We start from the raw sequence: 17,441 nt of genomic DNA, 5'->3' as shown, positions 1-17,441 counted from the left end.
AGAGAAGAGCAGAGCAAGACGGAGGGACGACGTGCAGACACCGACCCGTTTCACCGAAGAGGTACCCGCCGACTGCGCCTGCGGACACTGCGCGGCGGCGACCGCGGGGCCCGCGGAACAGCAGCGGTGCGGCGGCGTGCGCGGCGCCGTGGTGGCCGCCGTCGGCGCGGCCGTCCTCGTGGGCGCCGCGACCGGCACCGCGTCGGCCGAACCCGCGCCGAGCCACGCGGGCTGGGACGGATCCAAGTACATGTACAAGGACGCCTCCGGCTGGTGGCGCTGGACCTCGCACCACGCCAAGTACCTGGCGCGGAGCGGCAAGGGGGCCGTGACCTCACCGGGGAAGGCCACGTCCCCCGGCCGACGCCGGACCGCCTCCGCCCCCGCCGAGCCCACTTTCCGTGGCCGGCCGGGCTGGGACGCCACCGACCGCGTGTACTGGTACCGGAAGGCGGGCCACTGGTACTGGACGAGCCACCGGGACAAGTACGAGCGCCGCACGGGCCGGTCGGACAAGCCGCACGGCACGAACCGTGGCACGTCCCACGGCACCGGCTCCCGTACGCCGTCGACCACCGGCATCCCTCGCAGGCACGGCACCGAGGCGGCCATCTCGTACGCCATGAGCCACCTCGGCGACCCCTACGTATGGGGCGGCAACGGCCCGCGCGGCTGGGACTGCTCGGGTCTGGTGATGGCCGCCTACCGGCAGGCGGGCATCTCCCTGCCGCGGGTGGCCGACGCCCAGTACCGCGCAGGCCGGCCCATCTCACGGAGTGAGCTGCGCCGCGGCGACCTGGTGTTCTGGAGCGGCGACGGGAGCGCGTCCGGCATCCACCATGTGGCGATCTACCTGGGCGGCGGCCAGTACCTGGAGGCGCCGCGGCCGGGCAGGAACGTCCGCGTCTCGTCCTTCAGCCAGTACAACCCGAACTTGTACGGGCGGGTCCGCTAGGGCGCGTCCGGCGCCGTGACGTCGGCATATGGACGTGGGTTGCGTACAGGAGTGAAAGGGCCTCACAATCCTGTCCGAGTGCCCGGCTGTGGACGGTGGAGTCCAGGACAGTGAACCCCTGGGGGGTGCGGAGACGCACCAGGAAAGGCTTGCCCGTGAACGTCTCCCGCAGCGATCAGGCGGCGGCTCCGGCTCCCGTCACGGCCCCGCCCGCCCCGGCCCCGGCGAAGGTCCCGGCGAAGGACTCGCTGGCGACGGGGCAAGGGGCGCGGCAGCCGGGCCTCGGCGGCCGTTTCCGCTCCCTCGGCTCCCTCGGTCCCGTCGGGCTCGTCCTCGCGGGCGGGATCTCCGTGCAGTTCGGCGGCGCGGTCGCCGTGAGCGTGATGCCGAGGGTCGGCGCGGTCGGCATCGTGACGCTGCGGCTCGTCTTCGCCGCGCTCGTGCTGCTCGCCGTGTGCCGCCCGAAGGTGCGCGGGCATTCGCGTGCCGACTGGGGCACGGTCGTCGCCTTCGGCGCGGCGATGGCCGCGATGAACGGCCTCTTCTACCAGTCCGTCGCCCGCATCCCGATGGGCCCCGCCGTCACGCTGGAGGTCCTCGGGCCGCTCGCGCTCTCCGTCCTGGCCTCGCGCCGCGCCGTGAACCTGATCTGGGCGGGGCTCGCGCTCTGCGGTGTCTTCCTGCTCGGCGGCGGGGGTGGTTTCGACGGCCTCGACCCGGTCGGTGTCGCCTACGCCCTCGGCGCGGGCGCGATGTGGGCGACGTACATCCTCTTCAGCGCGCGCACCGGACGGCGCTTCCCGCAGGCCGACGGGCTCGCCCTCGCGATGGTCGTCGCGGCGGTCCTGTTCCTGCCGCTCGGCGTCACCGTCTCCGGGACGAAGCTGGTCGAGCCGGGCACACTGGCGCTGGGCGCGGCGGTCGCGGTGCTGTCGTCCGTGCTGCCGTACACCCTCGAACTCCTCGCGCTGCGGCGGCTGCCCGCGCACACCTTCGCCATCCTGATGAGCCTGGAACCGGCCATCGCGTCCGTCGCCGGGTTCCTCGTCCTGAGTCAGGCCCTGTCGGTCACCGAGGCGCTGGCCATCGCCCTGGTCATCGCGGCGAGCATGGGGGCGGTGCGGTCGCAGGTGGGGCGCCGGGGGGACCGGTCGGGCGGGGGCCGTGCGGGCGGGGAAGCGGTGACGGGGGCTGTGGCCGGTCCGGCTGCGGGTACGGCTGTGGAAGCGAGTACGGTCACCGCCTCGGCCGCCGGGGGCTCGGCCGGCCGGTAGCGCCGGGTTCGACCGGTCACCGACACTCCGGTCGAACCGCCCGCGGACTCGTCCGGAAAGTAATGCAAGCACGCTTGCTTGTTTCTGCGAGCGCTGCCATGCTCCCAGGCACTCCCCGAGCTCTCGGCTTCCTGCGAGCGGGGGGACCCAGTCGTGCCCCGAGGGGAGCGTTCCATGTCCGATGCCCTGCCTGTGCTCGACGACCTGCGCGAGGAGAGCGAGGAACTCGACCGTGTCGTCGCGGAGCTGAGCGCGGAGGCGTGGGCCCTGGCGACGCCCGCGCCCGGCTGGAGCGTCGCCCACCAGATCGCGCACCTGACCTGGACGGACCGGGCGGCGCTGCTCGCCGCCACCGATCCGGGAGCCTTCGCCGTCGAGGTCGAGAAGGCGGCCGCGGCACCGGACTCGTTCGTGGACGAGGGCGCCGAGGAAGGCGCCGCACTGCCGCCCGCCGAGCTGCTGACCCGCTGGCGCGCCGGGCGCGACGCGCTGTCGCAGGCCCTGGGCGAGGCCCCCGCGGGCACCCGTCTGCCCTGGTACGGGCCACCCATGGCCGTCCCCTCCATGGCGTCGGCGCGGCTCATGGAGACCTGGGCGCACGGCCAGGACGTGGCGGACGCGCTCGGCGTGCGGCGGACGGCGACCGGACGGTTGCGGCACGTGGCGCGGATCGGGGTGCGGGCACGGGACTTCGCCTTCGCGGTACGGGGCTTGAGCGCGCCCGGCGAGGAGTTCCGGGTGGAGCTGACCGCGCCCGGTACGGGGGAGACCTGGACGTACGGCCCCGAAGGCGCCCCCCAACGCGTCACGGGCCCAGCCCTCGACTTCTGCCTGCTGGTCACCCAGCGAGCCCACCGCGCCGACCTCGCCCTGCACGCCGAGGGCCCCGACGCCGACCGCTGGCTGAACATCGCGCAGGCGTTCGCGGGCCCACCAGGCACCGGGCGCGCGCCGAGGGGAGGTGCCGCATGACGGTGTCCGCCCTCCGTATCGGCAACGCCTCCGGCTTCTACGGTGACCGGTTCGACGCGATGCGCGAGATGCTCACCGGCGGTCCCCTCGACGTCCTCACCGGTGACTACCTCGCCGAGCTGACCATGCTCATCCTCGGCCGCGACCGGCTGAAGGACCCCGCACGCGGTTACGCCAAGACCTTCCTGCGGCAGCTGGAGGAGTGTCTCGGGCTCGCGCGGGAGCGGGGCGTGCGCATCGTCGCCAACGCGGGCGGCCTCAACCCGGCCGGGCTGGCCGGCGCCGTGCGGGAGCTGGCCGGGCGGCTCGGGCTCGGTGGGATCAAGGTCGCGCACGTCGAGGGCGACGACCTCGGCGCCCGCTTCCCCGGCGCCCTCACCGCCAACGCCTACCTCGGCGGCGCCGGAATCGCCGCCTGCCTGAACGCGGGCGCCGACGTCGTCGTCACCGGGCGCGTCACCGACGCCGCCCTGGTCACGGGCCCCGCCGCCGCGCACTTCGGCTGGGCCCCCGACGCGTACGACGCGCTCGCGGGCGCCGTCGTCGCCGGGCACGTCCTGGAGTGCGGAGCGCAGGCCACCGGCGGCAACTACGCCTTCTTCGCCGAGAGGATGAAGGGGCCGGACGGGCTCGGCGCCCTGCGCCACCCCGGCTATCCGCTCGCCGAGATCCACCAGGACGGCTCGTCCGTCATCACCAAGCACGACGGCACCGGCGGCTTCGTCGACGTCGGCACGGTGACCGCGCAGCTCCTCTACGAGACGCAGGGCGCCCGGTACGCGGGCCCCGACGTCACCGCCCGCCTCGACACCGTCGTCCTCACCCAGGAAGGCCCCGACCGCGTCCGTATCGACGGCGTGCGCGGCGAGGCGCCGCCCCCCACCCTCAAGGCGGGCCTCAACCGTCTCGGCGGCTTCCGCAACGAAGTCGTCTTCGTGCTCACGGGGCTCGACATCGAGGCCAAGGCCGAGCTCGTCCGCGCGCAGATCGAGGACGCCATGGGGCGGGCCAAGTCCCGCCCGGCACACGTGCGTTGGGAGCTGGCCCGCACCGACAGGCCCGACGCCCCCACCGAGGAGGGCGCCGCCGCGCTGCTCCGCCTCGTCGTGCGCGACAGCGACGCGGACGCGGTCGGCCGCACGCTCAGCGGCGCCGCCATCGAGCTGGCCCTCGCCGGCTACCCCGGCTTCCACGTGACCGCGCCGCCCGGCAGGGGTTCGCCCTACGGGGTCTTCGAGGCGGCGTACGTCGACCGTGACACCGTCGAGCACGTGGCCGTCCTGCCCGGCGGCGAACGCACGCCCATCGCGCCGGGCGCCGACACCCGCGTACTCGAAGACCCGCCCCGGCCCCCGCTGCCCGCCCCGCTCCCGCCGGGCCCCACCCGCCGCGCGCCCCTCGGCCTCGTCGCCGGGGCCCGCAGCGGCGACAAGGGCGGCGACGCGAACGTCGGCGTGTGGGTGCGCTCCGACGACGCGTGGCGGTGGCTGGCCCACGAGCTGACCGTCGACCGGTTCCGCCAACTCCTGCCGGAAACCGTCGGCTTGAACGTCGTGCGGCACGACCTGCCGAACCTGCGCGCCCTGAACTTCGTCGTCGAGGGACTGCTCGGCGAGGGCGTGGCCGCACAGGCCCGCTTCGACCCGCAGGCCAAGGGGGTCGGCGAGTGGCTGCGCGCCCGCCACCTGGACATACCGGAGGTACTGCTGTGACCGTCCTCGCCTCCGCGCTCGACCCCGCGAGCGCCGAGTACGCCGAGCACCGCCGGGCCATGCTCGACCGGCTCGCCGAGCTCGGCACCGAGCAGGCCAAGGCGCTCGAAGGGGGAGGGGAGAAGTACGTCCAACGGCACCACAAGCGCGGCAAGTTGCTCGCCCGCGAGCGGATCGAGCTGCTCCTCGACCCGGACACGCCGTTCCTTGAGCTGTCCCCGCTGGCCGCCTGGGGCAGCGACTACCCCGTCGGCGCCTCCATGGTCACCGGCATCGGCGTCGTCGAGGGCGTCGAGTGCCTGATCACCGCCAACGACCCCACCGTCCGGGGCGGCGCCTCCAACCCCTGGACGCTGAAGAAGGCCTTCCGCGCCCACGAGATCGGGCATGCCAACCGGCTGCCGTCCATCCACCTCGTCGAGTCCGGCGGCGCCGACCTGCCCTCCCAGAAGGAGATCTTCATCCCGGGCGGCGCCCTCTTCAAGCACCTCACGCAGTCCTCGGCGGCCGGGATCCCGACCATCGCCGTCGTCTTCGGGAACTCCACCGCGGGCGGCGCCTACGTGCCCGGCATGAGCGACCACGTGATTATGGTCAAGGAGCGGGCGAAGGTCTTCCTCGGCGGCCCGCCCCTGGTGAAGATGGCGACCGGCGAGGAGAGCGACGACGAGTCGCTCGGCGGCGCCGAGATGCACGCCCGCACCTCCGGCCTCGCCGACTACCTCGCCGACGACGAACGGGACGCGCTGCGCCAGGCCCGCCGCGTCGTCGCCCGCCTCAACTGGCACAAGGCGTACGCCGACCCGGACCCGCTCGCCGTCGCGCCGCCCGAGTACGACGAGGACGAGCTGCTCGGCATCGTCCCCGGCGACCTGAAGAAGCCCTTCGACCCGCGCGAGGTCGTCGCCCGCATCGTCGACGGCTCCGACTTCGACGAGTTCAAGCCGCTCTACGGCACCTCGCTCGTCACCGGGTGGGCCGCCCTGCACGGCTATCCGGTCGGCATCCTCGCCAACGCGCAGGGCGTGCTCTTCAGCGAGGAGTCGCAGAAGGCCGCCCAGTTCATCCAGCTGGCCAACCAGCGCGACATCCCGCTCCTCTTCCTGCACAACACCACCGGCTACATGGTCGGCAAGGAGTACGAGCAGGGCGGCATCATCAAACACGGCGCGATGATGATCAACGCGGTCAGCAACTCGAAGGTGCCGCACCTCTCCGTCCTCATGGGCGCCTCGTACGGGGCCGGGCACTACGGCATGTGCGGACGGGCCTACGACCCCCGCTTCCTCTTCGCCTGGCCGAGCGCCAAATCCGCCGTCATGGGCCCGCAGCAGCTCGCGGGCGTCCTGTCGATCGTCGCCCGCGCCTCCGCCGCCGCCAAGGGGCAGCCCTACGACGACGAGGCCGACGCGGGGCTGCGCGCCATGGTGGAGCAGCAGATCGAGGCCGAGTCGCTGCCGATGTTCCTCTCCGGGCGGCTCTACGACGACGGGGTCATCGACCCCCGCGACACCCGCACCGTCCTCGGCCTCTGCCTGTCCGCGATCCACACCGCCCCCTACGAGGGCGCGCGCGGCGGCTTCGGCGTCTTCCGGATGTGACCCCATGACCGATGCGACCCCATGACCACTGTGGTGAGGAACTGCCCATGATTGCTTCCCTGTTGGTCGCCAACCGGGGCGAGATCGCCTGCCGCGTCTTCCGCACCTGCCGCGAGCTCGGCATCGCCACGGTCGCCGTGTACTCCGACGCCGACGCGGACGCCCTGCACGTGCGCGAGGCCGACACGGCGGTACGGCTGCCGGGGGCCGCGCCCTCGGACACGTACCTGCGCGGCGACCTCGTCGTGAAGGCCGCGCAGGCCGCGGGCGCCGACGCCGTCCACCCCGGCTACGGCTTCCTCTCCGAGAACGCCGACTTCGCGCGGGCCGTCCTGGCCGCGGGCCTGGTCTGGGTCGGCCCGCCGCCCGGGGCGATCGAGGCGATGGCCTCCAAGACGCGCGCCAAGGAGCTGATGGGCGTCGCGCCGCTCGGCGAGGTCACCGAGGCCGACCTGCCGGTCCTGGTGAAGGCGGCGGCGGGCGGCGGCGGGCGCGGCATGCGCGTCGTACGTGAACTGGGGGAGCTGGCCGGCGAGTTGGAGGCCGCCCGGTCCGAGGCCGCCAGTGCCTTCGGTGACGGGGAGGTGTTCGTCGAGCCGTACGTCGAGGGCGGGCGGCACGTCGAGGTGCAGATCATGGCCGACGCGCACGGCACCGTATGGCCGCTGGGCACCCGCGACTGCTCGCTGCAGCGCCGCCACCAGAAGGTCGTCGAGGAGTCCCCGGCGCCCGGCCTCGTCCCGGAGCTGGTCGCCGAGCTGCATGCGCAGGCCGTGCGCGCCGCCCGCGTCACCGACTACCGCGGCGCGGGCACCGTCGAGTTCCTGGTCGCCGGAGGGCGGGCGCACTTCCTGGAGATGAACACCCGCCTCCAGGTCGAACACCCCGTCACCGAGGCCGTGTTCGGCGTAGATCTGGTGGCGCTCCAGCTCCGGATCGCCGAGGGGCTCGCCCTGGAGAAGGAGCCGCCGCCCGCCCACGGGCACGCCGTAGAGGCGCGCCTCTACGCCGAGGACCCGGCGGCCGACTGGGCCCCGCAGACCGGCACCCTGCATCGCCTCGACGTCCCCGGCGGCATACGCCTGGACACCGGATACACGGCGGGCGACACCATCGGCGTGCACTACGACGCGATGATCGCCAAGGCCGTCGCCCACGCGCCGACCCGCGCCGAGGCCCTGCGCAAACTGGCGGGCGCCCTGGAGCGCGCCGCCGTGCACGGCCCGGTCACCAACCGCGACCTGCTCGTACGCTCCCTGCGCCACCCCGAGTTCACCGAGGCCCGGATGGACACCGGCTTCTACGACCGGCACCTCACCGCCCTCACGTCCGCGGCGCCGGACCCGCACGCCCCGCTGGCCGCCGCACTCGCCGACGCGCACGGCCGCTCGCGCTACGGCGGCTGGCGCAACCTCCGCTCACAGGCCCACCTTAAGCGGTACCGCACCGAGCCCGACGGCGCCGAGCACGAGGTGCGCTACGACCACACCCGGCAGGGCCTCGCGGCGGAGGGCGTGAGCGTGGTGAGCGTGGCGGCCGGACGCGTCGTACTCGACATCGACGGCGTACGGCGGACGTACACGATCACGCGGTACGCGGACCGGATCCACGTCGGCACCTCCCGGGGCGACACCGCCCTCACGCCGCTCCCGCTGCTCCCCGAACCCACCGTCCGCCGCGCGCCCGGCTCGCTGCTCGCCCCGATGCCCGGCACCGTCGTCCGCGTCGCCGAGGGGGTCACCGAGGGGCAGCAGGTCACGGCCGGGCAGCCCCTCGTCTGGCTGGAGGCCATGAAGATGGAGCACCGCATCTGCTCCCCCGCCTCCGGAACGCTCACCGCCCTGCACGCCGCGCCCGGCCGCCAGGTCGAGGTCGGCGCGCTGCTCGCCGTCGTCCAGGAGGAAGAAGCCTCATGAGCACCGCTCGCAGCACGTCTCGCAGCACTGTCGGCAGCCCCCCTCGCGGCGGCGTTCTCGAAACGGAGGAGCACCGGGCGCTGCGCACCGCCGTCGCCGCGCTCGGCCGCCGGTACGGCCGCGACTACCTGGCCCGCGTCGCCGCCGCCGGGGGCCACCCGGACGAGCTGTGGGCGGATGCCGCCAAGCTCGGCTACCTGGGCGTCAACCTGCCCGAGGAGTACGGGGGCGGGGGCGGCGGGATCGCCGAACTCTCCATCGTGCTCGAAGAGCTGGGCGCGGCCGGCTGCCCGCTGCTGATGATGGTGGTCTCGCCCGCGATCTGCGGCACGGTCATCGCCCGCTTCGGCACCGAGGAGCAGAAGCGGGCCTGGCTGCCCGGCCTCGCCGACGGCTCGCGCACCATGGCCTTCGGGATCACCGAACCGGACGCGGGCTCCAACTCCCACCGCATCACCACCACCGCCCGCCGCGACCCGGACACCGGCGACTGGCTGCTGACCGGCCGCAAGGTCTTCATCTCCGGCGTCGACATCGCCGACGCGACCCTCATCGTCGGCCGCACCTCCGACGCGCGAACCGGCAACCTCAAGCCGTGCCTGTTCATCGTCCCGCGCGACGCGCCCGGCTTCGGGCGGCGGCAGATCGACATGGAGCTCCAGGCGGCGGAGAAGCAGTTCGAGCTGGTCCTCGACGACGTGCGGCTGCCCGCGGACGCGCTCGTCGGCGACGAGGACGCGGGCTTGCTCCAGCTCTTCGCGGGACTCAACCCCGAGCGCATCATGACCGCCGCGTTCGCGCTCGGCATGGGGCGGTACGCGCTGTCCCGCGCCGTCGAGTACGCCAAGGAGCGCAGCGTCTGGAAGTCCCCGATCGGCGCCCACCAGGCCATCGCGCACCCCCTCGCCCAGTCCCACGTCGAGATCGAACTGGCCCGCCTGATGATGCAGAAGGCCGCCCGGCTCTACGACGAGGGCGACGACATCGGCGCGGGTGAGGCCGCCAACATGGCCAAGCTCGCCGCCGCCGACGCCTGTGTGAAGGCCGTCGACCAGGCCGTGCACACCCTCGGCGGCAACGGCCTGACGAAGGAGTTCGGCCTCGCCTCGCTGATCGTGGCGTCCCGCGTGGCACGGATCGCGCCGGTGAGCCGGGAGATGATCCTCAACTACCTCTCGCACCAGACGCTGGGCCTGCCCAAGTCCTACTGACCCCGATCCCGCTGACCCCGATCCGCTGAGGAGCCCCGCCATGAGTCTCGTCGTCTCCTCCCCGCTGCGCGGCGTCACCACCGTCACCCTGGACTTCCCCGAGCGCCGCAACGCGCTCTCGGCGGAGCTGGTGGGCGCCCTCTCACAGGCCCTGCGCGGCCTCGGCGAGGACACCGCCGTCCGCGCCGTCCTGCTCACCCACACCGGGACGACGTTCTGCTCGGGCGCCGACCTGAAGGCGCCGCCCGACCCGGCGGAGTTCGTACGGCTGCTGCGGCAGATCGTGGAGCTGCCGAAACCGGTCGTCGCCCGGGTGGACGGCCATGTGCGGGCGGGCGGCCTCGGGCTGCTCGGCGCCTGCGACCTGGCGGTGGCGGGCCCCGCCGCTTCGTTCGCGTTCACGGAGGTGCGCATCGGCGTCGCCCCCGCCGTGATCTCCCTGCCCCTCCTGCCCCGCCTCGACCCGAGCGCCGCGTCCCGCCACCTCCTCACCGGGGAGCGCTTCGACGCGGCGGAGGCGGCCCGGATCGGCCTGATCACGGCGTACGCGGCCGACGTCGACGCCGCACTCGAACCGCTGCTCGACGGGCTCCGCGCGGCGGCGCCGCACGCCCTGGCCGAGACGAAGAAGCTGCTCACGGCTAAGGTGCTCGACGCATTCGACACCTACTCGGACGCCGTCACGGCCCTGTCCGCGCGCCTCTTCGGCTCCGCCGAGGCGCGCGAGGGCATGGCGGCGTTCCTCGAACGACGGGAGCGCCCATGGGTGCTGTGACCGCCGCGGACCGGGGCCCCGGTGAGGTCCCGGCCCGCTCGCCCAAGCAGGACCGCAGCCGGGCGACCCGGCAGAAACTCCTGGAGGCCGCCGTGTCCTGCCTCGCCGAACACGGCTGGGCGGGCTCGACGGTCTCGGTGGTCGCCGAGCGGGCGGGTGTCTCGCGGGGCGCGGCCCAGCACCACTTCCCGACCCGGGAGGACCTGTTCACGGCGGCGGTGGAGTACGTCGCCGAGCAGCGCTCCACGGCCCTGCGCGCACTCCCCGCGCAGGACCGCGCCGCGGCGGTCGCGGCCCTGGTCGGCCTCTACACCGGCCCGCTCTTCCGCGCGGCCCTCCACCTGTGGGTGGCGGCCTCGAACGAGCCGCAACTCTCCGAGCGGGTGCGGGAGCTGGAGTCCCGGGTGGGCCGCGAGACGCACCGTATGGCGGTGGAGCTCCTCGGCGCGGACGAATCGGTCCCCGGCGCCCGCGAGACGATCCAGGGCTTCCTTGACATGGCGCGGGGCCTCGGCCTCGCCAATCTCCTCACGGACGACGGGGCGCGGCGGGAGCGGGTGGTGGCGCAGTGGACGGCGATCCTGGACGGCGCGCTGGGCCGCGGCGGTCGTCAACCCTAGCGTCTACCGCGAGGGTTTACGGCTTCTCAACTCCACGGTTGATGAACTGAATTGAGCCTCCTGGGACCTTCTAAGTGCGTCGCGAAGGGCGGCGGATCCAACGCAGAACCGCGAAGAACCAGGGGGAAACACATGGCAGTCACCAAGGGCCGTGTCGCCATCGCGGCGGCAGGCGGGTTGCTCATGCTCGGCACGGCCGTGGCCACGGCCGAGGCGGGACCGGGGGCGCCGACGGCCCCGTCCTTCGCCCAGCAGGCCCGGTCCGCGCACCTGACCAGTGCGCAGACCACGGCGCTGCAGACGGAGGTGGACGGCTATCTGAAGAAGATGGGCGGGACCCAGGTCGCGCTCAACAAGATCGACCTCAAGGGCAAGGGCGAGGTCCTCGTGGCCCTGCCGGGCGAGGCCCACCCGCGCGACTTCGCCTCGGGCGACGGAACGCGCCTCGCCGCCGACCCGTGCCTGGGCGTGCCGGGCGTGTCCGGGAACTTCTGCGGCTACCAGAGGGACAACTTCCAGGGCAGCATCATCAAGATGCGCCAGTGCAACACGAAGTACTACGTGTCCACCTGGGGCAGCGGCGGTTCCTGGGTCAACGACCAGACCCGCAACGTGGAGAGCCGCCGGGCCCGGATGTACAGCCCCAGCGGCACTCTGGTCTACAAGACCCCGCGGGCGTACAGCTCGGACGCCCACGGCGACTGGAACCCCGTCCGCTACGTGATCCCCTGCGGCTAGGGCTGCCCGGTCCCGTAGCTCCACACAGCTCCACAAGTCCACACAGCTCCACAAGTCCACACAGCGGCGCCCCCGGTCCGAGAGGGCCGGGGGCGCCGTGCCATGCGTACGTACGGACGGACGTACGACGCGCGGACCTCAGCCCGCGATGTCAGCGAACCCCTCGATGTCCCGGGGGCTGCGCGAGCCCGGCCCCACATACCGCGCCGAAGGCCGCACGAGGCGTCCCGTCCGCTTCTGCTCAAGGATGTGCGCCGACCAGCCGGCCGTACGCGCGCAGGTGAACATCGACGTGAACATGTGCGCCGGCACCTCGGCGAAGTCCAGGACGATCGCCGCCCAGAACTCCACGTTGGTGGCGAGGACGCGGTCCGGGCGGCGCGCGTGCAACTCGTCGAGGGCCGCCTTCTCCAGCGCCTCGGCGACCTCGAAGCGCGGCGCCCCCAGTTCACGCGCGGTGCGCCGGAGCACGCGCGCCCGCGGGTCCTCGGCCCGGTACACCCGGTGCCCGAAGCCCATCAGCCGCTCGCCCTTGTCCAGCGCCTGCTTCACGTACGCGACCGCGTCGCCCGTCCGCTCGATCTCCTCGATCATGCCGAGGACCCGGGAGGGGGCGCCGCCGTGCAGCGGCCCCGACATCGCGCCGACCGCGCCGCTGAGCGCCGCCGCCACGTCCGCGCCGGTGGAGGCGATGACGCGGGCGGTGAAGGTGGAGGCGTTCATGCCGTGCTCGGCGGCCGACGTCCAGTACGCGTCGACGGCCTTGACGTGCTTGGGGTCGGGCTCCCCGCGCCACCGCTTCATGAAGCGCTCGACGACCGTGCCCGCCTTGTCGATCTCCCGCTGCGGCACCATCGGCAGGCCCTGCCCGCGGGCCGACTGGGCGACGTAGGAGAGGGCCATGACGGCGGCCCGCGCCAGGTCCTCGCGGGCCTGCTCCTCGCTGATGTCGAGCAGCGGGCGCAGGCCCCAGACGGGGGCGAGCATGGCGAGCGCGGACTGGACGTCGACGCGGATGTCGCCGGAGTGCACCGGGATCGGGAAGGGCTCGGCGGGCGGCAGACCGGGGTTGAAGGCGCCGTCGACGAGCAGGCCCCACACGTTCCCGAAGGAGACGTGGCCGACCAGATCCTCGATGTCGACACCGCGGTAGCGCAGCGCGCCCCCTTCCTTGTCCGGTTCGGCGATCTCCGTCTCGAACGCGACGACTCCTTCAAGTCCGGGTACGAAGTCGGACATCAGGCGGCTCCTCGTGATGGGTTCGACATGATGGTTTTCGAGTGAGGCAAGGGCGATCAGCTCATGACCATCGGTCAGAAGTGGGCGGACACGGCCCGGTTACGCGGTCCGATCCGCCAATGTTCGGCGGATACGACGACTCGCGGTCCGGAACGTTCACTCCGGTGATGCCCAGTGAGGCTGGTGGTCACCCAACCGATTCGGCAGCAGGACGATATCCCTTGGTGCCACCTTTGGCGATGTGATGCGGCACTCAGTGCCACACGTCACCTCTCCGGTCGGCACGGCGCCGCCGCGGCCCCGGCCCCGCCGCCGGGCCCGTCCCGGATACGGCAGGATGACTGTGTGACCGACGCCAGCGCCGCCTTTCCGCCCGAACCCCTGCCCGAGCCGGCCGACATGCGCGAGCAGTACGTCACCGCGGGGCTCGCCGAGGCCGAGCTGCCCGACGGGCCGATGGAACAGTTCGCGCTCTGGTTCAAGGAGGCGGCGCGCGACAGGGCCGCTGTCCACGAGCCGAACGCCATGGTCGTCGCCACGGCCGACGCGGAGGGCAGGCCCAGCTCCCGGACCGTGCTCCTGAAGGGCTTCGACGAGCGGGGCTTCGTCTTCTTCACCAACTACGACTCCCGAAAGGCCCGTGAACTCGCCGCCAACCCGTACGTCTCGCTGCTGTTCCCCTGGCACGCCGTGGCCCGCCAGGTGATCGTCTCCGGCCGCGCGGAACGCGTCCGCCGCGAGGAGACGGTCGCCTACTTCCGCACCCGCCCGCACGGCTCCCAGCTCGGCGCCTGGGCCAGCGCCCAGTCCTCCGTACTCGGCTCCCGTGCGGAACTCGACCGCGCCTACGCCGACTTGGCCGCCCGCTACCCCGAGGGCGAACAGGTCCCGGTCCCTCCGCACTGGGGCGGCTTCCGCGTACGCCCCCTGACGGTGGAATTCTGGCAGGGCAGAACGGACCGCCTCCACGACCGCCTGCGGTATGTACGGACGGAGGAGGGGCGGGGCTGGCGGGTGGAACGCCTGAGCCCGTGAAGGGGAACGGCACCCCGCGATCGCCGAGCGCCCCACCGCGCCCAGACCCGTCAGGACTCCGTCAGGACCCCGCCAGGACCCCGTCCAGGAACGGTTCGATCGCGGCGCGCCACGCCTCCGGCTGGTCATAGTGCACAAGGTGCCCCGCATCGGCCACCTCCGCGTACTCCCCGCGGGGCAGTACGCGGACCATCTCCTGGGACTCCGCCCGGCCGAGCTCACCGTCCTGGCCGCGCACGACGAGCGTGGGGCAGCGGACCTGGATCAGCTCCTCCCAGTGCGCGTCGTGCACCCACGTCTCGCGGGACTCGAGCATCTGCGCGCGGTCGAAGACGGGACGCCAGCCGTCCGTGCCCTCCGTCATCACCTCGGCGAAGAACTCGCCGCGCGCGGGGTTGGGGCGCTCCACCCAGGGGTCGTCCTCGCCGAACCACTTCCGTACGTCGGCGAGCGTCGCGAACGGCACGGGCCAGGACTTGAACCAGCCCTCCCACTCGCGCTGCGAGGCCGCCCCGAGCGCGGAGGCCCGCATGTCGCAGACGATCAGGCCCCGGACGAGGTCGGGGCGGCGCGCGGCGAGCTGCCAGGCGGTGAGCGCCCCCATGGAGTGGCCGATGAGGACGGCGGGCGCGAGGTCCAGCTGGACGAGGGCGGCCTCGGCGTCGTCCACGTAGGCGTCGCGGGTGTAGGGGCCGTCGGCGGGCTTCTCGCTCCTGCCGTGGCCGCGCTGGTCGAGGGCGACCGCCCGGTGCCGCTCGGCCAGCCAGCGGGCCGTGCCCGCCCAGTGCGAGGCGCGGCCCATCAGGCCGTGCAGTAACAGCACCCCGCCGGGCGCTCCCTCGGCCTCCCTGAGCTTGGGAGGATCGGCGTACTCCCAGGCGGCGAGGCGTACGCCACCCGTGCCCGTCACGTCGATGCGCCGCACCATGATTCCTGGCACCCCCCTGAGTTCCGCTCGGGATCCACGCCTGGCCCTGCTCCACGCCCCCGCACGTTATCGAACTCTCTTTCGAAAGTGACCGGTTCGCCGATAACACCCCTCGTTCGGGTGACCACGCTCAAGGATTGACCGGCGCGGCCGAGGGGAGATCTTCATCGGGAGGCGGACCGCTCGGGGAAATCGGTCCGAGGGGAATGACCCTGAGAGCTCGGGGCTCCGGGTCAGTGCAGGGGAGGACAGGCCCCGGCGCCTTCGGGCGCCGGGGCCCTCGCCTTGTTCCCGCCGGTGGCCGGGCGCACGCAGGCGCTCGCCGGGCGGGCGTTCACGCTCAGAGCGGCACATCCTCCAGCCCCCTCTCCGGCCGTGCGGCCAGACCTGGCGCCGACACGGTCAAGAGCCCTCAGGTCATATGCCTCTCGCGACAGCCTCGCACGCAAAACGCTCGGCCGCTGCGATTCCGTACACTGAATCTTGGATTCCGCAAGATCTCATGGAGATCGTGAAGCCTCGTCAACTTCCCCTTCGGCAACGGGAGTTGACAGTGGCCCACCGGCGGGACCGGAATCCCCGCCGACGGGCCTCGCGCGCGCCCCGGCGGACGGCCCCGCGGCCGGGGACGTACGCCGCCGGGACGTACGCCGCCGGGAAGCCGCGGACCGGTCAGCGCTTGGCGACGAACACGTGCGACGCGACCTCCGTGGTGAGCTCCGCGGCCTCGCCGCTGCTCCCCACAAGGACGCCGCCCGCCGACTCCGTCACACTCACCACGGAGCCCGGTTGCACACCGGCCCGCCGCAGCGTGTACATCAGCTGGGCGTCCGTCTGGATCGGCTCGCCGATGCGGCGCACCACGACCGTCTTGCCCTCGGCGCCCGGGTCGAGCTCCGTCAGGGAGACCATGCCCTCGTCCAGGAACGGGTCCGCGCCGTCCTTCTCGCCCAGCTCCTCGAGGCCCGGGATCGGGTTGCCGTACGGCGACTCGGTCGGGTGGCGCAGGAGCTCAAGGACGCGGCGCTCCACGGCCTCGCTCATCACGTGCTCCCAGCGGCAGGCCTCGGCGTGCACCTGCTCCCACTCAAGACCGATCACGTCGACGAGCAGGCACTCCGCGAGGCGGTGCTTGCGCATCACGCGGGTGGCCAGGCGGCGGCCCTCCTCGGTGAGCTCCAGGTGGCGGTCGCTGGCGACCGCCACCAGGCCGTCGCGCTCCATCCGCGCCACGGTCTGGCTCACCGTCGGTCCGCTCTGGTCCAGCCGCTCCGCGATCCGGGCGCGCATGGGGACCACACCTTCCTCCTCCAGCTCGAGGATGGTGCGCAAATACATCTCAGTGGTGTCAATCAGCCCCGACATGGGTGCCCCTCAGAATTCGCTCGTGCGCTGGCCCTGCCCTCAATTCTGACGCATACCACTGACAACCGTGCCGCGCCGGTTGAATTCCCGGCCGGGACCGGCCTCCGACGGTGTTGACACGGCGCTGGTCCAGACCGCAACGTGATGCGAATGAGCTCGAAGAGCGAGAGCAAGTTGGCAGGTCAGTATTTCGATGCCGCGATCGGCCTGCTGCAGCGGGTCCGCGACGAGGAGGCCGGGAACGTCGCGGAGGCGGGCACCCTGCTCGCCGACGCGGTCGAGTCCGGCGGCCGTCTCTTCGCCTTCGGCGCCGGGCACTCCTCGCTCGCCGCGCAGGACGTCGTCTACCGCGCGGGCGGGCTCGCCCTCATCAACCTCCTCGCCGTCCCCGGCGTCGTCGGCGTCGACGTCATGCCCGCCACGCTGGGCTCCGCCCTGGAGCGGGTCGACGGCCTCGCGGGCGCCGTCCTCGACTCCTCGCCGGCCCGCCCCGACGACGTACTCATGATCGTCTCGCTCTCCGGCCGCAACTCGCTTCCGGTGGAGATGGCCATGAACGCCCGTGCCCTCGGCCTGAAGGTCATCGGCGTGACCTCGGTGGCGTACGCGTCCGAGACCAGGTCGCGGCACGTCTCGGGCACCTTCCTGAAGGACCACTGCGACGTGGTGATCGACTCCAAGATCGGGGTCGGCGACGCCGAGCTGAGTCTGGACGGCGTCGATGCGCCGTTCGGGCCTGCCTCCAGCGTCGTCACCAACGCGCTGATGCAGGCCGTGACGGCCGCCGCCGTCGAGCGGCTCGCCGCGCGCGGCATTCGGCCGCCGTTGCTGCGTTCGGGGAACGTGGATGGCGGTCACGACTGGAACGGGCGCGTCTTCCAGGAGTACGGGGATCGGATCTTTTACCGGCACTGATCCGGGGCCGGTGCTGGCGGCTGCGGGTTTCGTGCGCAGTTCCCCGCGCCCCTGGGGGGGCTGATCCCGTGCCGTCGGTCTCGGGTCTCACGTGGCTGGGTGCGCAGTTCCCCGCGCCCCTGGGGGGGGCTGATCCCGTGCCGTCGGTCTCGGGTTTCACGTGGCTGGGTGCGCAGTTCCCCGCG

Annotated in this window: 15 protein-coding genes; 12 read left to right on the top strand and 3 right to left on the bottom strand. The window is 73.0% G+C overall.

The window, feature by feature from the left end; translation table 11 throughout:
• The first annotated feature begins 31 nt into the window (after positions 1 to 31).
• From AC07DI_RS06985 to AC07DI_RS06940, 10 genes are all read left to right on the top strand, one after another.
• Complete coding sequence (locus tag AC07DI_RS06985; protein WP_478902717.1) at positions 32 to 955, top strand: C40 family peptidase; 924 nt, start codon at positions 32 to 34, stop codon at positions 953 to 955.
• A 248-nt stretch (positions 956 to 1,203) separates the two neighbouring features.
• Positions 1,204 to 2,229 (top strand): EamA family transporter, encoded by a 1,026-nt coding sequence (locus tag AC07DI_RS06980; protein ID WP_384257022.1) that lies wholly within the window; start codon positions 1,204 to 1,206, stop codon positions 2,227 to 2,229.
• Positions 2,230 to 2,403: 174 nt separating this feature from the next.
• Positions 2,404 to 3,201: a TIGR03084 family metal-binding protein gene (locus tag AC07DI_RS06975; RefSeq protein ID WP_478902715.1), complete on the top strand. Its 798-nt coding sequence runs from the start codon at positions 2,404 to 2,406 to the stop codon at positions 3,199 to 3,201.
• On the top strand, positions 3,198 to 4,913 hold the full coding sequence (locus AC07DI_RS06970) for an acyclic terpene utilization AtuA family protein (RefSeq protein WP_478902714.1): 1,716 nt from the start codon (positions 3,198 to 3,200) through the stop codon (positions 4,911 to 4,913). The genes AC07DI_RS06975 and AC07DI_RS06970 overlap by 4 nt, the downstream gene beginning before the upstream one ends.
• Entirely contained in the window at positions 4,910 to 6,514 is a 1,605-nt protein-coding gene (locus AC07DI_RS06965) for an acyl-CoA carboxylase subunit beta (protein ID WP_478902712.1), read from the top strand. The genes AC07DI_RS06970 and AC07DI_RS06965 overlap by 4 nt, the downstream gene beginning before the upstream one ends.
• Positions 6,515 to 6,561: 47 nt before the next feature.
• The gene (locus AC07DI_RS06960; protein WP_478902710.1) at positions 6,562 to 8,430 is read left to right on the top strand and encodes an acetyl/propionyl/methylcrotonyl-CoA carboxylase subunit alpha; all 1,869 of its coding nucleotides are present in this window, start codon (positions 6,562 to 6,564) and stop codon (positions 8,428 to 8,430) included.
• The gene (locus AC07DI_RS06955) at positions 8,427 to 9,641 is read left to right on the top strand and encodes an acyl-CoA dehydrogenase family protein (RefSeq protein WP_384257001.1); all 1,215 of its coding nucleotides are present in this window, start codon (positions 8,427 to 8,429) and stop codon (positions 9,639 to 9,641) included. The genes AC07DI_RS06960 and AC07DI_RS06955 overlap by 4 nt, the downstream gene beginning before the upstream one ends.
• A 40-nt stretch (positions 9,642 to 9,681) precedes the next feature.
• Positions 9,682 to 10,416, top strand: coding sequence for an enoyl-CoA hydratase family protein (locus tag AC07DI_RS06950; protein ID WP_478902707.1), 735 nt, complete (start codon positions 9,682 to 9,684; stop codon positions 10,414 to 10,416).
• Positions 10,404 to 11,036 (top strand): TetR/AcrR family transcriptional regulator, encoded by a 633-nt coding sequence (locus tag AC07DI_RS06945; protein ID WP_389612100.1) that lies wholly within the window; start codon positions 10,404 to 10,406, stop codon positions 11,034 to 11,036. Before AC07DI_RS06950 ends, AC07DI_RS06945 begins: the two co-directional genes overlap by 13 nt.
• 132 nt (positions 11,037 to 11,168) lie before the next feature.
• Positions 11,169 to 11,774 carry a peptidase inhibitor family I36 protein gene (locus AC07DI_RS06940; protein ID WP_478902705.1) on the top strand — a complete coding sequence of 202 codons (606 nt, stop codon included), beginning with the start codon at positions 11,169 to 11,171 and terminating at the stop codon, positions 11,772 to 11,774.
• Between the two features lie 138 nt (positions 11,775 to 11,912).
• Here AC07DI_RS06940 and AC07DI_RS06935 read toward each other — a convergent pair whose 3' ends face one another.
• A complete protein-coding gene (locus AC07DI_RS06935) occupies positions 11,913 to 13,013 on the bottom strand; it encodes a citrate synthase 2 (RefSeq protein WP_384253723.1) in 1,101 nt (366 codons plus the stop codon).
• Positions 13,014 to 13,358: 345 nt separating this feature from the next.
• Here AC07DI_RS06935 and pdxH point away from each other — a divergent pair, with 345 nt between their 5' ends.
• Positions 13,359 to 14,048 (top strand): pyridoxamine 5'-phosphate oxidase, encoded by a 690-nt coding sequence (gene pdxH / locus AC07DI_RS06930; protein WP_478902703.1) that lies wholly within the window; start codon positions 13,359 to 13,361, stop codon positions 14,046 to 14,048.
• Positions 14,049 to 14,109: 61 nt separating this feature from the next.
• Here the strand turns inward: pdxH and AC07DI_RS06925 are convergent, their stop codons facing one another.
• Both AC07DI_RS06925 and AC07DI_RS06920 read right to left on the bottom strand, forming a co-directional pair.
• The gene (locus tag AC07DI_RS06925; RefSeq protein ID WP_384253718.1) at positions 14,110 to 14,976 is read right to left on the bottom strand and encodes an alpha/beta fold hydrolase; all 867 of its coding nucleotides are present in this window, start codon (positions 14,974 to 14,976) and stop codon (positions 14,110 to 14,112) included.
• A 672-nt stretch (positions 14,977 to 15,648) separates the two neighbouring features.
• The gene (locus AC07DI_RS06920; RefSeq protein ID WP_384253717.1) at positions 15,649 to 16,341 is read right to left on the bottom strand and encodes an iron-dependent transcriptional repressor DtxR; all 693 of its coding nucleotides are present in this window, start codon (positions 16,339 to 16,341) and stop codon (positions 15,649 to 15,651) included.
• Positions 16,342 to 16,491: 150 nt separating this feature from the next.
• Between AC07DI_RS06920 and AC07DI_RS06915 the strand changes: the two genes are divergently transcribed.
• Positions 16,492 to 17,256 carry an SIS domain-containing protein gene (locus AC07DI_RS06915; protein WP_384253714.1) on the top strand — a complete coding sequence of 255 codons (765 nt, stop codon included), beginning with the start codon at positions 16,492 to 16,494 and terminating at the stop codon, positions 17,254 to 17,256.
• Positions 17,257 to 17,441: the final 185 nt, after the last annotated feature.

This window comes from Streptomyces sp. NPDC044106, from assembly GCF_056433985.1.
This window is presented reverse-complemented; position numbering and strand designations above follow the sequence as displayed.

What these genes read in the sequence shown, in the direction of transcription:
- AC07DI_RS06975 (WP_478902715.1), top strand. Translation starts at nt 2,404, where the DNA reads ATGTCCGATGCCCTGCCTGTGCTCGACGACCTGCGCGAGGAGAGCGAG.
- AC07DI_RS06970 (WP_478902714.1), top strand. Translation starts at nt 3,198, where the DNA reads ATGACGGTGTCCGCCCTCCGTATCGGCAACGCCTCCGGCTTCTACGGT.
- AC07DI_RS06960 (WP_478902710.1), top strand. Translation starts at nt 6,562, where the DNA reads ATGATTGCTTCCCTGTTGGTCGCCAACCGGGGCGAGATCGCCTGCCGC.
- AC07DI_RS06955 (WP_384257001.1), top strand. Translation starts at nt 8,427, where the DNA reads ATGAGCACCGCTCGCAGCACGTCTCGCAGCACTGTCGGCAGCCCCCCT.
- AC07DI_RS06950 (WP_478902707.1), top strand. Translation starts at nt 9,682, where the DNA reads ATGAGTCTCGTCGTCTCCTCCCCGCTGCGCGGCGTCACCACCGTCACC.
- AC07DI_RS06945 (WP_389612100.1), top strand. Translation starts at nt 10,404, where the DNA reads ATGGGTGCTGTGACCGCCGCGGACCGGGGCCCCGGTGAGGTCCCGGCC.
- AC07DI_RS06940 (WP_478902705.1), top strand. Translation starts at nt 11,169, where the DNA reads ATGGCAGTCACCAAGGGCCGTGTCGCCATCGCGGCGGCAGGCGGGTTG.
- AC07DI_RS06935 (WP_384253723.1), bottom strand. Translation starts at nt 13,013, where the DNA reads ATGTCCGACTTCGTACCCGGACTTGAAGGAGTCGTCGCGTTCGAGACG.
- AC07DI_RS06925 (WP_384253718.1), bottom strand. Translation starts at nt 14,976, where the DNA reads ATGGTGCGGCGCATCGACGTGACGGGCACGGGTGGCGTACGCCTCGCC.
- AC07DI_RS06920 (WP_384253717.1), bottom strand. Translation starts at nt 16,341, where the DNA reads ATGTCGGGGCTGATTGACACCACTGAGATGTATTTGCGCACCATCCTC.
- AC07DI_RS06915 (WP_384253714.1), top strand. Translation starts at nt 16,492, where the DNA reads ATGAGCTCGAAGAGCGAGAGCAAGTTGGCAGGTCAGTATTTCGATGCC.